13 protein-coding genes and 1 tRNA gene are annotated in these 13970 nt (G+C 38.8%); 12 read left to right on the top strand and 2 right to left on the bottom strand.

Annotated elements, in window-relative coordinates; genetic code table 11:
• Positions 1-130 precede the first annotated feature (130 nt).
• From LQ201_RS02615 to LQ201_RS02560, 12 genes are all read left to right on the top strand, one after another.
• On the top strand, positions 131-799 hold the full coding sequence (locus tag LQ201_RS02615; RefSeq protein ID WP_230143705.1) for a hypothetical protein: 669 nt from the start codon (positions 131-133) through the stop codon (positions 797-799).
• A 16-nt stretch (positions 800-815) separates the two neighbouring features.
• Positions 816-1385 carry a DUF4199 domain-containing protein gene (locus LQ201_RS02610; RefSeq protein WP_230143707.1) on the top strand — a complete coding sequence of 190 codons (570 nt, stop codon included), beginning with the start codon at positions 816-818 and terminating at the stop codon, positions 1383-1385.
• A 170-nt stretch (positions 1386-1555) separates the two neighbouring features.
• On the top strand, positions 1556-2506 hold the full coding sequence (locus LQ201_RS02605) for a glycosyltransferase family 2 protein (protein WP_230143708.1): 951 nt from the start codon (positions 1556-1558) through the stop codon (positions 2504-2506).
• Between the two features lie 68 nt (positions 2507-2574).
• Positions 2575-3543, top strand: coding sequence for a glycosyltransferase family 2 protein (locus tag LQ201_RS02600; protein WP_230143709.1), 969 nt, complete (start codon positions 2575-2577; stop codon positions 3541-3543).
• On the top strand, positions 3540-4328 hold the full coding sequence (locus LQ201_RS02595; protein WP_215125730.1) for a hypothetical protein: 789 nt from the start codon (positions 3540-3542) through the stop codon (positions 4326-4328). The genes LQ201_RS02600 and LQ201_RS02595 overlap by 4 nt, the downstream gene beginning before the upstream one ends.
• A gap of 47 nt (positions 4329-4375) precedes the next feature.
• Complete coding sequence (locus LQ201_RS02590) at positions 4376-5875, top strand: GH3 auxin-responsive promoter family protein (RefSeq protein ID WP_230143711.1); 1500 nt, start codon at positions 4376-4378, stop codon at positions 5873-5875.
• Between the two features lie 252 nt (positions 5876-6127).
• Positions 6128-7288: a 1-deoxy-D-xylulose-5-phosphate reductoisomerase gene (locus LQ201_RS02585; protein ID WP_230143712.1), complete on the top strand. Its 1161-nt coding sequence runs from the start codon at positions 6128-6130 to the stop codon at positions 7286-7288.
• A gap of 28 nt (positions 7289-7316) precedes the next feature.
• The gene (gene rseP / locus LQ201_RS02580; protein ID WP_230143714.1) at positions 7317-8705 is read left to right on the top strand and encodes an RIP metalloprotease RseP; all 1389 of its coding nucleotides are present in this window, start codon (positions 7317-7319) and stop codon (positions 8703-8705) included.
• A gap of 83 nt (positions 8706-8788) precedes the next feature.
• Positions 8789-9325, top strand: coding sequence for a Fe-S protein assembly co-chaperone HscB (gene hscB / locus LQ201_RS02575; protein ID WP_230143716.1), 537 nt, complete (start codon positions 8789-8791; stop codon positions 9323-9325).
• 228 nt (positions 9326-9553) lie between these two features.
• On the top strand, positions 9554-9850 hold the full coding sequence (locus LQ201_RS02570) for a DUF3817 domain-containing protein (RefSeq protein ID WP_116249862.1): 297 nt from the start codon (positions 9554-9556) through the stop codon (positions 9848-9850).
• A gap of 46 nt (positions 9851-9896) precedes the next feature.
• Positions 9897-11096: an aminotransferase class V-fold PLP-dependent enzyme gene (locus tag LQ201_RS02565; protein ID WP_230143717.1), complete on the top strand. Its 1200-nt coding sequence runs from the start codon at positions 9897-9899 to the stop codon at positions 11094-11096.
• 69 nt (positions 11097-11165) lie between these two features.
• A tRNA-Leu gene (locus LQ201_RS02560) sits at positions 11166-11245 on the top strand.
• A 253-nt stretch (positions 11246-11498) separates the two neighbouring features.
• Here LQ201_RS02560 and LQ201_RS02555 read toward each other — a convergent pair.
• Both LQ201_RS02555 and LQ201_RS02550 read right to left on the bottom strand, forming a co-directional pair.
• A complete protein-coding gene (locus tag LQ201_RS02555) occupies positions 11499-12521 on the bottom strand; it encodes a hypothetical protein (RefSeq protein ID WP_230143719.1) in 1023 nt (340 codons plus the stop codon).
• Positions 12522-12531: 10 nt separating this feature from the next.
• Positions 12532-13671, bottom strand: coding sequence for a hypothetical protein (locus LQ201_RS02550; protein ID WP_230143721.1), 1140 nt, complete (start codon positions 13669-13671; stop codon positions 12532-12534).
• Positions 13672-13970 lie beyond the last annotated feature (299 nt).

Raw genomic sequence — 13970 nt, 5'->3', positions numbered from 1 at the left:
AAGGTATTAGTTCAAAAAAAAATTTGATAAATTAACAGGCTATAAGAACTTAAAGACTAAAGCAAGAAATTACAATTTTGTTGTTCAGGTCATACAATCTTATCATCCTAAAATCCTAAAAATCTTAATCATGGATAATAGAGTAAAAAAAGCACTAAGTGCAGCCATTAACAAGTATGCTGAGGTTTCAGCTACCAATGTAGACGGTTTTGAAACAGAATTATTAGCTGCTTTTGAGCTTGATGTTAACTTTTTAGATAAAGCGACTGCTTTCGATGCCGTTTTCGATTCTCACCCGAAATTTGAAGAATTACGCGAAGTATTTTTCGATTTATTAATGGTGAATTTCTTTAGCAGTGACGTACAGAAACTGGAAGACGACTATTTAGAAAGTGATGAATGGGCGAATATCGAAGAAGAAACCATAGATAGAGGAACAGAATTGTTAAACCTTCTGCTTTACATTAAAGAGTGTAAGGATGAAGATTTAGATCCTGAATTGGGCGATTTCCTTAAAGAATTTTTATTGGTAGAAGACGATGAGTTTCAGGATGAATTTGAGATTTACGAAGAGCTGATCAGTAACCAACAATTAGCAGAAACCAGTGTAGAAGAGATTTGTAAAACAGCTGCAAATTTAAATATCAGTGAAGAAATGCAAGAATTGTTTGTTCCATTTATGACTTTTTTCCTCGATGTTGAGGGAAGTGCAGAAACAACTAAAGAAATAATTCAGTATAGCAGTAACAAATCGTTCGATTCTGCTACTTATATATTAATTACAACAATTAATAATTAAACTAAAACTTAAAATTATGGACAAGAGTGCTCTTATTTCCAAATTAGCTATTAAAAATGGATTAATGCTCGCTGCGGTTTCGATAATCGTATCGTTAACCTTGCATTTCATAGACCCTGTATTAATTTACACCAGTTTTGCGGCCCAGATAGGTATATTTGTTTTATTCATCGTACTGTTAGTAGTGGTGGGAATAAACATCCGTAAAGAAATAGGCGGGTTTTGGACATTTGGAGAGGCCTTTAAAGCTTATTTAATCATCTCCCTTATTTTAGCCTTAACTGCAACGCTTTATAATGTGATACTAATGAAATTTATCGATCCAGATCTTCCACAAAGAGCTGCTGCTGCTATCGAAGAGGCACAGAGAGCTATGATGGAAAAATTCGGAATGGCTAGCGAGCAAATTGATGAGGCGATAGCTAAAGGTGGAAATATGCAAGAGAAGCTTGAACCTACTTTTAAAAACATCTTTACAAGCTTTGGAGTTTCACTTGCACTGTATGGGGTACTTTCTTTAATCCTCTCAGCTATCTTAAAGAAAAAACAACCAGTTACATTCGATTCGTTTCCAAAGGAAGGTTAATTTCTTTTATAAAATTTTGAACGTGCAGGTTTTATCATTTAATTTGATGAAATTTGCACGTTTTTAATAATGCGTCATTGCGAACGAAGCGTGGGAAATGCGCAGGGGTGTGGCAATCTTATAATAGATTGCTTCGTCGTTCCTTCTCGCAATGACGATAATACTCAAAAATGGATATATCAGTTGTAGTACCCTTATTTAATGAAGATGAATCTTTGCCAGAATTAACGGCATGGATTGATAAAGTGATGATCGACAATAATTTCAGTTATGAAATTATTTTGGTTGATGATGGTAGTACCGATAGATCATGGGAGGTGATTGAAGAATTAAGATTTCAAAACCCTGCCATTAAAGGCATTAAGTTTAGAAGGAACTACGGTAAATCTGCAGCCTTAAATGTTGGTTTCGAAGCTACTCAGGGCGATGTGGTCATTACCATGGATGCCGATCTGCAGGATAGTCCGGATGAAATCCCTGAATTATACCGCCGCATAAAAGAAGAAAAGCTTGATATCATTTCAGGCTGGAAAAAGAAACGTTACGATCCGATTACGAAAACTATTCCAACTAAATTATTCAACGCGGCTACCCGCAAAATGAGCGGTATAGAGCTGAACGATTTTAACTGTGGCTTAAAAGCTTACCGTAGCGATGTGATCAAAACCATCGAAGTTTACGGCGAAATGCACCGTTATATCCCGGTAATTGCCAAATGGGCCGGATTTAGTAAAATATCCGAGCAGGTGGTAGAACACCGTGCCCGCAAATATGGCACAACAAAATTCGGCTTTAGTAGGTTTATAAATGGCTTTTTAGATTTACTTTCTATATTTTTTGTTGGTAAATTCGGCAAACGCCCCATGCACTTTTTTGGTTCATTAGGTGTTTTAAGCTTCTTTATCGGTATAATTATGGCGCTTTACATATTATTCGAAAAGAAATATTTGATATGGCAGGGCTTAGCTTACCGCGATGTAACCGATCAACCATTGTTTTATTTATCACTGGTTGCCATTGTTGTTGGTTCGCAGATGTTCCTGGCAGGTTTTATTGCAGAACTCTTATCGCGTAACGCACCAGAAAGAAACCAATATTTAATCGAAAAAGAACTTAAATAAGCTGAAAGACTAAAGCTTAAAGCACAAAGCGCTTTGGTCTTTAGTCTTTCAGCTTTCAGCTTCAAGACATGTTTTTCTCCATCATCATTCCACTTTACAATCGTCCTCAAGAAATTGACGAACTTTTAAACACCCTAACTAAACAGACTTATTTGCAGTTTGAGGTTTTGGTTATAGAAGATGGTTCGAAAAACGATGCAAAAGCAATTGTAGCTTCTTATGCGGATAAACTGGACATTAAATATTACTTTAAAGAAAATGCCGGACAGGGCTTTGCCCGTAATTTTGGTTTCGAAAGGGCAACGGGTGATTACTTTGTTATTTTCGATTCAGATTGTTTAATTCCTGCAAATTACCTCGAAACGGTTAAAAATTATTTGTATGAGCATCATTTAGATGCCTATGGCGGTCCGGATGCCGCACATGATAGCTTTACGCCTGTGCAAAAAGCAATTAGTTATGCCATGACATCGCCTTTCACCACTGGTGGAATCCGCGGAAACAAACAGCACGTAGGCCAATTTCACCCCCGCAGTTTTAATATGGGTGTTTCCCGTCAGGCCTGGGAGAAGGTAGGTGGTTTTATCTTAACCCGATTGGGCGAAGATATCGAATATAGTATCCGTATTCACGAAAACGGTTTTAAAATTGGGTTAATCCCAGATGCAAAGGTTTACCATAAACGCCGGACAAGTTTTAGTCAGTTTTACAAACAGTTACACTTTTTTGGCAGGGCGAGGATCAATATTTACAAACATTTTCCAAAAGAATTAAAATTGGTACATTTTTTTCCAGCACTGTTTACATTGGGTTTTGGTTTCACCGTTTTGTGTAACTTTATATATCCTCCATTGGCATATGTGTGTAACTTCTTCTTATTGATTTACTTTATGTTGATATTTTTTCATTCATGGTCTGTAAATAAATCGTTAAAAGTTGCATTTTTGAGCATTATCTCTTCATTTATCCAATTAACCGCTTATGGTTTAGGATTTATACAGGATTTATTTAAACGAGTGGTATTCAAACAACAATGATAAATTACCTAAAAGAAAGTACGTTCGCCGTTAATGATGTAATTCAAAAGGCGTGGAGCATCACCAAGAAACACTATTTCTCGATTGCTACACTATGTTTTCTGATGTTTATTACTGCAAGCGCTTCGAGCTTAATGGCCTTTTTTATTAAGGATGTAAGCAAGGCCTTGAGTGTAATCATGGTGATTATTTTTGTGCTGCTTTATTTTACCATCAATCTTTCGCTGTTTAAATATATCTTCCATTTAATGGACGATGAAGAAAACGATGTGAAAATTGTAGATACGCTTCCAACCAGGCAACAAATTATCCGGTTCCTGGTAGCTACCCTTTATTTTGTGGGTTGTATCCTTGGTGTTTATCTGGTGGTAATCCTGGTTGCCTTTCCTTTTATTTATACCGGGATTAATGTGGCAATTGTTAAAAATGTGGCCATTTCAGTAGGCATTATTGCCATTTTTATCACCTGGTTAAGAATTTCATTTTTCCCGTTTTTTATTATTGATAAAGGCGCGACACCATTTGATTCGATTAAATTGAGTTTGGCTACCACTAAAGGAAATTTCACGAAGATTTTATTGTTATTGGTGGTTTTAGGTGGAGGATATTTAATTTATCTGTTGTTAAACTACCTGCAATGGCCATTGGTGGCTTTTATTGTAAATATTTTAAGTTCATTTATCATTGTTCCACTTTCGAGTGTAGCACTAACTGTTGCATACCGCAAAATTTCGAGCGAATATAAAGGCGATGAGCATCCAGATATTTTGCATAATATCGTTTAGGGTAGGATTTATATTCAATCACTCAATCATTCAAAATTCAGTTTAGTATGGGATTAAAAGCAGCATTAAGTAAACCCTTTGCGGCATTTGCAGTTTGGCAGATTAACAAATGGAAGCATAATGCCGTAAATGCTCAGCATAATATCCTGAAAAAGCTGATTCATGAGGCTAAAAATACTGCATTTGGAAAAGATCATCATTTCGCTGAGATTAAAACCTATGCTGATTTTAAAAAACATATTCCCCTTCAAGATTACGAAGGACTAAAACCCTATGTAGATCGTGTAGTGGCAGGCGAAGCCGATGTACTTTGGAAAGGTAAACCACTTTATTTCGCCAAAACATCAGGTACTACTTCAGGTGTAAAATATATTCCACTATCGAGAGAATCGATGCCTGAGCACGTCAAAGCTGCCCGTAATGCCATTTTAACTTATATTAATGAAACAGGTAAGGCTGATTTTGTAAACGGAAAGATGATTTTTTTGCAAGGGAGCCCGGTTTTGAGTGTAAAACATGGAATCAATGTTGGGCGTTTATCGGGCATTGTGGCACACCATGTGCCTGCTTACCTGCAAAAGAACCGATTGCCTTCTTACGAAACCAATATTATCGAAGATTGGGAGCAAAAAATTGATGCCATTGTTGAGGAAACCATTAATGAAAATATGACCTTGATTTCTGGTATCCCACCTTGGGTACAGATGTATTTCGATAAACTTTCAGAGAAATCAGGAGGGAAGAAAATAGCCGAAATATTCAAGAATTCTAGCCTGTTTATTTATGGCGGTGTAAATTTTGAGCCTTATCGGGCAAAAATTGAACAAAGCATCGGGAAGAAAATTGATGCTATAGAAACTTATCCGGCTTCGGAGGGCTTTATTGCTTACCAGGATTCACAAAAAGATAAAGGACTATTGTTACTGGCCGATGCGGGGATTTTTTACGAATTTGTTCCAGCTGATGAATATTACAACGATAATCCAACACGGTTATCGCTTAGTGAGGTTGAATTAGATACCAACTATGCGTTAATTTTAAATACCAATGCAGGTTTATGGGGTTACAGCATAGGCGATACGGTGAAGTTTGTTTCGAAAAATCCTTACAAAATAGTGGTAACCGGACGGATTAAACATTTCATTTCTGCTTTTGGGGAACATGTAATAGGAGAAGAAGTAGAACAGGCAATTTTGAGTGTGGCCAATGAAGAACAGGTAGAAATTACAGAATTTACAGTTGCCCCCCAGGTTAATCCAGAAGCCGGTCAATTGCCTTATCACGAGTGGTTTGTAGAATTTTCGTCTGCACCAAAAGATATGACAGCTTTTAGCAAAAAGGTTGATGAGGCTTTGCAAAAGAAAAATATTTATTACTTTGACCTGATTGAAGGAAACATCCTTCAGCCATTGATTATACGTACTTTGCAAAAAGATGCTTTTGTTAACTACATGAAAAGTGAAGGGAAGTTAGGCGGACAGAATAAAGTGCCACGCTTGAGTAATGATCGGAAATTGGCGGATGGGTTGGAGCGGTATATTGTTTAACTAATCTTCCTCGGTTCGTGTCCTCACGAAACGAAATGAGGAAAAGTAGTTCGTGGAGACACGAACCACGGCATTGGAGCGAAGTGCAACGCAGTCGAGAAATCTGTATAGATAGATCTCTCCATTTCGCTTCACTCCAGTCGAGATGACGATCAACTCAACAGATGCTGTAAGGGTGACAAATGGGTGGACAAATAAATAATTAGATAAAATGCTTAATTTAACCTTAAGCGTTACGATATTAAAAACGATTTGAAACGAATAACCATATTAGGTTCTACAGGAAGTATAGGTACACAAGCACTAGAAGTGGTAAGGGATCATCCCGATACATTTAAAGTTGTTGTATTATCGGCCTTAAAGAATTCAGCATTACTTATTCAACAGGCGAAGGAATTTAAGCCAGCCATTGTTGTAATCTGTGATGAAAGCAAGTACGGCGAAGTTAAAACTGCTTTGTCTACACTAAATATTAAAGTTTTGGCAGGTGAAGCCGCATTGTCAGAAGTTGCGGCCTATGATGATAGCGATGTGGTATTAACGGCATTAATGGGCTCCGTGGGATTAAAGCCTACTATTGCTGCGATTAAGGCTGGAAAAAATATTGCTTTGGCCAACAAAGAAACCTTGGTGGTAGCCGGCGAACTGATTACACAACTGGCAACGGAACACCAGGTTAAAATTTTACCGGTCGATTCAGAGCATTCAGCAATATTTCAATGCTTGGTAGGCGAGGAGCAAAATGAAATCGAAAAAATTTATTTAACAGCTTCCGGCGGACCATTCTTAGGCAAAACAAAAGATTTTTTATCTACAGTAAAGAAAGAACAGGCTTTAAAACATCCCAACTGGGTGATGGGCGCAAAAATCACGATCGATTCTGCATCCCTAATGAATAAAGGCCTGGAGGTAATTGAGGCAAAATGGTTGTTTAATCTTGATGTAGATCAGATTGATGTAATTGTTCACCCTCAATCTATCATTCATTCCATTGTTCAGTTTACCGATGGATCTATGAAAGCACAAATGGGTGTTCCGGACATGAAACTGCCTATTCAGTATGCTTTAAATTATCCCGACAGGCTAAAAAACAATTTTAAACGTTTTAACTTCCTAGATTATCCAAACTTTAGCTTTCAAAAAGCCGACATGGGAACATTCAGGAATTTAGACCTGGCATTTACTTCTTTACGAAAAGGCGGGAATATGCCTTGTATTTTAAATGCTGCGAATGAAATTGTTGTTGAAGCATTTTTGAATGATAAAATCGGTTTTCTGCAGATGAGCGAGGTTATTGAACAGTGTATGGAAGAAATCAGTTTTGTTGAAAAACCACAATTGAGCGATTATTTAGAAACTGACAAACATAGCCGTATCTTAGCCGGCGAATTAGTAACAAAAAGTATAGTTTAACATCTAACATAAAATTTTATAAGAGAATATGAATGGATTGATTATGGCGGGGCAGCTGCTGCTCGGATTGTCTTTATTGGTAATATTACACGAATTAGGGCATTTCTTGGCAGCCAGGGCATTTGGTATTAAAGTAGAAAAGTTTTATTTATTTTTTGATGCCTGGGGTTTCAAGCTTTTTAGTTTTAAAAGAGGTGATGTTGAATATGGAGTGGGATGGTTGCCACTTGGCGGTTATGTAAAAATTGCCGGAATGATTGATGAGAGCATGGATACCGAGCAGATGGCTCAACCTGCTCAGCCATGGGAATTCCGTTCTAAACCTGCCTGGCAACGTTTAATCGTAATGCTGGGTGGTATTATCGTAAACGTAATTGTAGGTATTTTTATCTTCTGGATGTTAACCTTTAACGTCGGGCAAAATTATACTATTAACAGCAAACTGAACGATGGTATTTCTGTAGGCGCAATTGGGAAAGAAATCGGTTTAAAAAACGGAGATAAGATTTTGGCCATCAACGGCAACAAGTTAATCCGTTTTGAAGATGCTATATCGAGCAAAGTATTGTTTGATGGAGCCCAGTTGACCATTTTAAGGGAGAATAAAACACTTTACATTTCTGTTCCGGATATTATTTTAAATAAAATATCGAAAAACGATAAAGAGAATTTTATCTCGCCCAGATATACAATGGAAAGTGTAGACAAGGTAAGTGCGCCTGATGAAAAAGCAGATAAACCATCTTTTTTTGATAAGCTGTTTGGCAGGAAGTTCGAGAAACCCGTATATCCAGCTTATGCTGCAGGGATTAAACCGGGCGATAGTATTTTATCGGTTAATGGAAAACAGATTACTTTCTTCGATCAGTTTAAAGAAGAGGTTTCTAAAAACAAATTAAAACCAATTACCATTAATGCGCTACGCAATGGCAAAGAAGTAAAGTTCGATCTTAAAGTAAGCAAAGATGGAACGATTGGAATTATCCCTAATTTAAAAATGCCTGAAACTGCACATGTAGATTTTGGCTTTATAGAGTCGTTACCAGTTGGTGCAAGCATGGCATGGAGCACTTTTGTAGATAATGCAAAAGGCATTGGGAAAATGATTACCGGAAAGTTAAGTGCACGTAACATCAGCAGCCCGATTGGGATTGCAAAGGTGTATGGCAGTACTTTCGACTGGGTTAAATTCTGGACTTTAACAGGATTAATTTCGATGGCATTGGCATTTATGAATTTATTGCCTATTCCGGGCTTAGATGGAGGCCATGTAGTGTTTCTTTTAATCGAGATGGTGCAACGTAAGCCTGTAAGCGAAAAAGTGCTGGAGAAGGCGCAAATTGTGGGCTTTGTAATCTTGATCTGTTTAATGGTGTTTGCTTTTGGTAATGATATTCTAAAATCCTTCGGTAAGTAAAACCAAATTTATATAATTGCCGCAGATGCGCAGATTTGACGAATCAATCTGAACATCTGCGGCTTTTTAATTTAATATGCACCATGAGCGCAGCAACAACAGATAGTAATTATTTCGATTTTTACGGGTTACCGATCCAGTTTAATCCAGATCAAAATGCAGTTAAAACAAAATTTTATGCATTTAGCAAGCAGTTTCATCCTGATTTTTATGCCAATGAAAGCGAAGAGAAGCAGCAAGAAGTACTCGATCTGTCAACTTTGAACAACAAGGCTTACCAGACACTGAGTAATGCTAAAAAACGCTTAAAATATGTGCTGAAATTAAAAGGGATTGTAGAAACAGACGAAGGTTATCAACTTCCACAATCTTTTTTAATGGAAATGATGGATGTAAATGAGGCCTTAATGGATCTGGAATTTGAGCCGGATGCCGAAAAGCTAGCGCAGGTAAAACGAGATGTTGATGCCATAGAAAAAGACCTGGCTAACGAATTGAATGATCTGATAGGCCGTTTTGATAGCAACCCAACAGCATCTGATGCACTACTGCCCTCGATTAAGGATAATTTTTACCGACAGAAATACGTAGATCGGATTAGGGAACGCTTGCCGAAGTAGATGGAAGATTCCGAAGTCGGGGAGTCGGAGGTCCGAAGATGTAGCGTAAAAAAATAAGCGCCCAACGCTGCGCTCTTTGTGCCTTTTCTTTGTGTCCTCTGCGGTTAAAAGACGGGAAGCCCTAAACCTTCCGCCTTCAACCTCTTTAAAACACCCGATTGTAAAATCATTTTTTAGTTTTTGATAGGCAAAAGCTTTGTTTTACTTTCGGAGCAAACAATCAGATCAATGAATAGTTCCCTTTCAATTTTTCGCAAAGTAGCCGTAGCGGAAGGCATATCCTATTTGCTTTTATTATTTGTAGCGATGCCGTTAAAATATTTTGCAGATCTTCCTTTGTATGTAAAATATACAGGATGGGCACACGGATTATTATTTGTGTTATATGCCGCTACCTTAGTTTTAGCTTGGCAAGAACAAAAATGGAAGTTTGGTAAAGCCGTTCTGATCTTTTTAGCATCACTTTTGCCATTTATGCCCTTTGTAGTCGATCGCAAATTGAAAGATGAAAGAGCGCTAAACTAATTGGCCATTACACAAATTGCTTACCTTAGTATTATGCGCTTAACAAATGATCGCCAGAGGTAGGTTAGATATCCGTTTTACCGAACTTTTTAAGGGAGCATTATACTGTATTGGTAGTGCTTGCGGTTTTAAAAAAGAACAACCTCAGTTTCCTAAAGGGCAGTTGCCCTGTCTTTCTGTTCGTACAGGTTTACATCTCGTATTAGAAGCACTAAATCTTGAACCTGGTGACGAAATACTGGTTGCAGATATTAACATCCCTGATATGTTTGCAATCATTGCTGCCTATCATCTAAAAGTTGTACCATTAACTATAGATAAAAATACATTAGGTATATCTGCAGGGCAGATAGCGGCCGCTATTACGCCCAAAACAAAGCTGCTGCTCATTACCCATTTATTTGGCGCCATAATGGATACCGAACCATTGCTTAATATTGCCAAATTGCATAATCTGATCGTAATAGAAGATTGTGCACAAGCTTATGATGGAATTTATGAAGGGGATTTAAAATCGGACGTGGTATTGTTCAGTTTTGGACTAATTAAGACAAATACAGCCTTAAGCGGTGCGATACTTCATATTAGAAACGAGCAATTACTTGCAGCGGTAAAAATATTGAACAATAGGCTGCCGGTGCAAAAAGGTAATCGATACTTCAAAAAAATAATTAATGCTGTCCTGATTAACATGCTTGTCGCAAGATGGCCATTTACCATAGCTTATTGGCTTTGTAAGCAATTTGGCAAAGACTTCGATACGCTTATTACTGGCTTTACAAGAGGTTTTTCCGGTGCAGATGTAATGGAGAAAATCAGATACAGGCCATGTTATGCTAATTTGTGTATGTTGCAGCGTAGAGTGAGTAATTTTGATCAATCTCGTATTCATAAGAGAAAGCTACTGGCAAACCAGTTATTATTGAATGTTGATTCGCGAAATATTATTGGTGCAGCAAACCTAAGGCATACACACTGGGTAATTCCGGTAGTAGCGGCCAACCCATCACTGTTACTCGATAAATTAAGAGAAAAAGGATTCGATGCCACGTCAAAAGCCTCTAGTTTAATTAAGATAGGTTTCGCCAGTTTGTCGCCAATAACCTCAAATGAGCTAATACTGCAAAATTTAGTTTATCTGCCAATGGATCTGAAAATGAGTAAAAAAGAAGTTAAACAATTGAACCAGTTGTTATTAGGTAATCTGTTGAACGATGAAGGTTTTGGTAAATCAGATCAGACATAAAAAGAAGCAAATAAAATTTGCGAATTAAGTGCTTAATTTATACATTTGCATCCCGCTGAATAAGCAAATGCCCAGCTGGCGGAATTGGTAGACGCGCTGGTCTCAAACACCTGTGGGAAACCGTGCCGGTTCGACTCCGGCGCTGGGTACCGAGCCGGATTTAGTTCTAATTTAGATCTAAATCCGGCTTTTTTGTTTCGTAGACCTTTGTTAATCTGATAGATAAGAAGCGCTGCAGAGTTGATTCGGGTGTTTCGACAATCATTTTCAAAAATTCGACATCTTTCTGGATAGATCGAACCAATTATCAAGCGTTTTTGCTCAATATTGCCGTTCTGATATTTCGTAAAATAAGTATTGATGGGCAAGCATCGTAAGATTCCATTTTAAATTTACTTATTGTTAGAAAAGTCCTTTAGTTAGCTTTTTGAGTGACTGGTCGACCTCCTCCAAATGGTTGGATTTCTCATCAAGCTGTTTTTTGGAGCTTTTGATTTCGCGCTCCAGTATAGCACTCCGTTGCCTGATCAGTGCGGGATCATAACTGATGTTCTCTTTAGCTGAACCTGTACTGACACTGGTTTGCTGATATACGTTGTTGAGATCAGATATAACCGATAAAATCAGTTCGGTTGTTGAAAGAAAAGAGCTGTTATTGGCTAGGCGGTTTTGCATCTGCTCATACTTTTCTACCAGGCCGGCATGTTCAAGCTGGAGATCTGAAAAACGCTGGCTGAGTTGCCTGGATCCATTAAGTCGCTGGGCTGCATTGAGTTGCTGCTCATAATCTTTCACTTGCTGCTTCCAGTAATTGGCCCTTGAAAGGTAGTTTGGGAAAGCCGCCTGCAAAGGATGGTAAACCCGGTTATCGCCCTTCACTTTTGCCATTGCCATGAGGTTAGCAGAGCGGAAAAGCCTGGTGTTAAGTTCCCTGGGGATCCAGCCGATAGATAGCCCAGATTCCGATTTGTACACCCATAGATAATAACTGATATCCCTGGCCGTAGTTGAAATATCTTCAGAGAGGGCTGGGGTATTAAGGTACTCCGAGTAAGCATCAACCGGATCCATACCTACACCGCAGGGTAAAACGAAATATTCGGGTAAATAGGCATTGCCAAATTCATCCTGATACAACCTAATTTTGAGCAATTGCCCATTATTAGCATTCATTGACCGGGATAGCCTTGAAAGAAAGGGCTTAATTGTCTTTTCATATTTGGTAACCAAGTCTTTCTGTTTGCCAGCCATGATCAGGTCAAAGAACCCACCGAAAAAAACCTTCCCAGGGCTTGCAGGCATTTTATCTAGATCAATGGTTAGCGCACCAGAGGATTCCGCGAAATCAATGTCCGGGGTTTCCTGTGCATAGGATACTCCTATAGACGATGAATAGAGTAATACCGCTAAAATATATTTTTTCATGTGCTGGACGCTAAAATTGGTTACAGAAATTCAATGCACGGTTCGCGGAGAAACTACAGCTTACTGCTGAATAAAGCCTGAGTGTGCTTAGCTTTATCCCACCTTCGATAGCAGTTCGTTCCCCTTCGATTTGGGCGGTAAGTGCTGCAACAGTTGGCATGCCCGAAACAGGCTGGGGGCCAATCATGGCTCCTTGGGGAGTCATTGAGTTATAAATGACCCTGTTGCCCTTATCGCCGTTACGGGTGACTATGTTTGATTTTACCGTTTGTATGCGCTCCGAAGGCTCGATCAGGCCAAGGGCAACGAGTTCACTTATTTTATCGTTATCGGTTTGCTGGTCAGCAGTGAGTGAATAGGAGTAAAAACCGGTCCTCATATACCACCAGCCGTAGTCCCAGTGATATTCCCGGCCCTGGTAAAGTGACTGCACGGCCGCACGGTCTAAGAAAGCCTTGCGCTCTTTTCGGATCTGTGCAATTTTGTCGGTCAGGTTAGCCTGCCCCTTACCATATAGTACTTTATTGAAAAAATCCCGGTAGGTTTTCATGACCGAACTGATTTTTTCGGGTGAATGTTTTAAAAAGACCATGCAGTTGTGTTCAATATACATGGCTGCCGCGATCAGGGGCAGGTTGAGGTAATTGTCATAAAGCATGAGCTGGTTAACTTTCCTGTTTATATTTCCCCGAAGCTGATCGATATCGGCCTCTATTTCCACAAAACGCTTTGGATTGTATTCAACTCTTTTATAAAAATCCATGTAACTCTGAAACTGGCCAATGTAGCCCTGGATACTGTTGCTCTTGATTTCCTGTGATACCTCAGCAGGAAGCTGACCAACTAGCTCGATCACTTCATCAACTTTTCCAGATACTACATCAATACTTTCCTTGATCACATCGAGCTGCCGGCTGATATTCTCCAGCATTTTGATCTGCAGGGCCAGAAGCCCATTACTTGAACTGTTTCCCTTGAAAAGCTTGGAGGCACTAATCGCAAATTGGACAACAGCAATCACTGTAGCTGCGGCAACCCTTTCCCTTTTTCGTGGTAGGGCTACTGGAAAACTAAAAATAGTGGCAGGGCGTAATAGCGTTCCCAGCCCGAGAAGGGACATACCCTTAATAAAGCGTCTTCTGTCTGACATGGTTTTAGGTTATTTTAGGGGTGTATATTATGTCAATTTTAGTCGCAGGAACGAGTTGGCCGACAATAATATGAACAAAGTTTGCCCGTTCGGGGAAACCCTGTAAGGTGACATGGTTAATGAAGAGCGGCATACTGATCTGTTTGGTAACCGAAGATAAAAAAGCTACTTAAAAAAAACAAGACGACGTTTGTTTTCTGGCTGGTCATTTCGATATACCACTATGTGGCTGGTTCAAACAAGTGTGCAAACCAGCCGCATAAGATATGGAGATCCAATAATTTAATCACGATTTTTTA

It is taken from the genome of Pedobacter sp. Bi126, from assembly GCF_918698245.1.
Lineage (GTDB): Bacteria > Bacteroidota > Bacteroidia > Sphingobacteriales > Sphingobacteriaceae > Pedobacter.
The sequence above is the reverse complement of the archived record's forward strand: the minus strand, read 5'-3'. Positions and strand labels throughout refer to the sequence as shown.

Bases quoted from the DNA above. Each gene is read 5' to 3' on its own strand.
- LQ201_RS02615 (WP_230143705.1), top strand. From the start codon at position 131: ATGGATAATAGAGTAAAAAAAGCACTAAGTGCAGCCATTAACAAGTAT.
- LQ201_RS02610 (WP_230143707.1), top strand. From the start codon at position 816: ATGGACAAGAGTGCTCTTATTTCCAAATTAGCTATTAAAAATGGATTA.
- LQ201_RS02605 (WP_230143708.1), top strand. From the start codon at position 1,556: ATGGATATATCAGTTGTAGTACCCTTATTTAATGAAGATGAATCTTTG.
- LQ201_RS02600 (WP_230143709.1), top strand. From the start codon at position 2,575: ATGTTTTTCTCCATCATCATTCCACTTTACAATCGTCCTCAAGAAATT.
- LQ201_RS02595 (WP_215125730.1), top strand. From the start codon at position 3,540: ATGATAAATTACCTAAAAGAAAGTACGTTCGCCGTTAATGATGTAATT.
- LQ201_RS02590 (WP_230143711.1), top strand. From the start codon at position 4,376: ATGGGATTAAAAGCAGCATTAAGTAAACCCTTTGCGGCATTTGCAGTT.
- rseP (WP_230143714.1), top strand. From the start codon at position 7,317: ATGAATGGATTGATTATGGCGGGGCAGCTGCTGCTCGGATTGTCTTTA.
- hscB (WP_230143716.1), top strand. From the start codon at position 8,789: ATGAGCGCAGCAACAACAGATAGTAATTATTTCGATTTTTACGGGTTA.
- LQ201_RS02570 (WP_116249862.1), top strand. From the start codon at position 9,554: ATGAATAGTTCCCTTTCAATTTTTCGCAAAGTAGCCGTAGCGGAAGGC.
- LQ201_RS02565 (WP_230143717.1), top strand. From the start codon at position 9,897: ATGATCGCCAGAGGTAGGTTAGATATCCGTTTTACCGAACTTTTTAAG.
- LQ201_RS02555 (WP_230143719.1), bottom strand. From the start codon at position 12,521: ATGAAAAAATATATTTTAGCGGTATTACTCTATTCATCGTCTATAGGA.
- LQ201_RS02550 (WP_230143721.1), bottom strand. From the start codon at position 13,671: ATGTCAGACAGAAGACGCTTTATTAAGGGTATGTCCCTTCTCGGGCTG.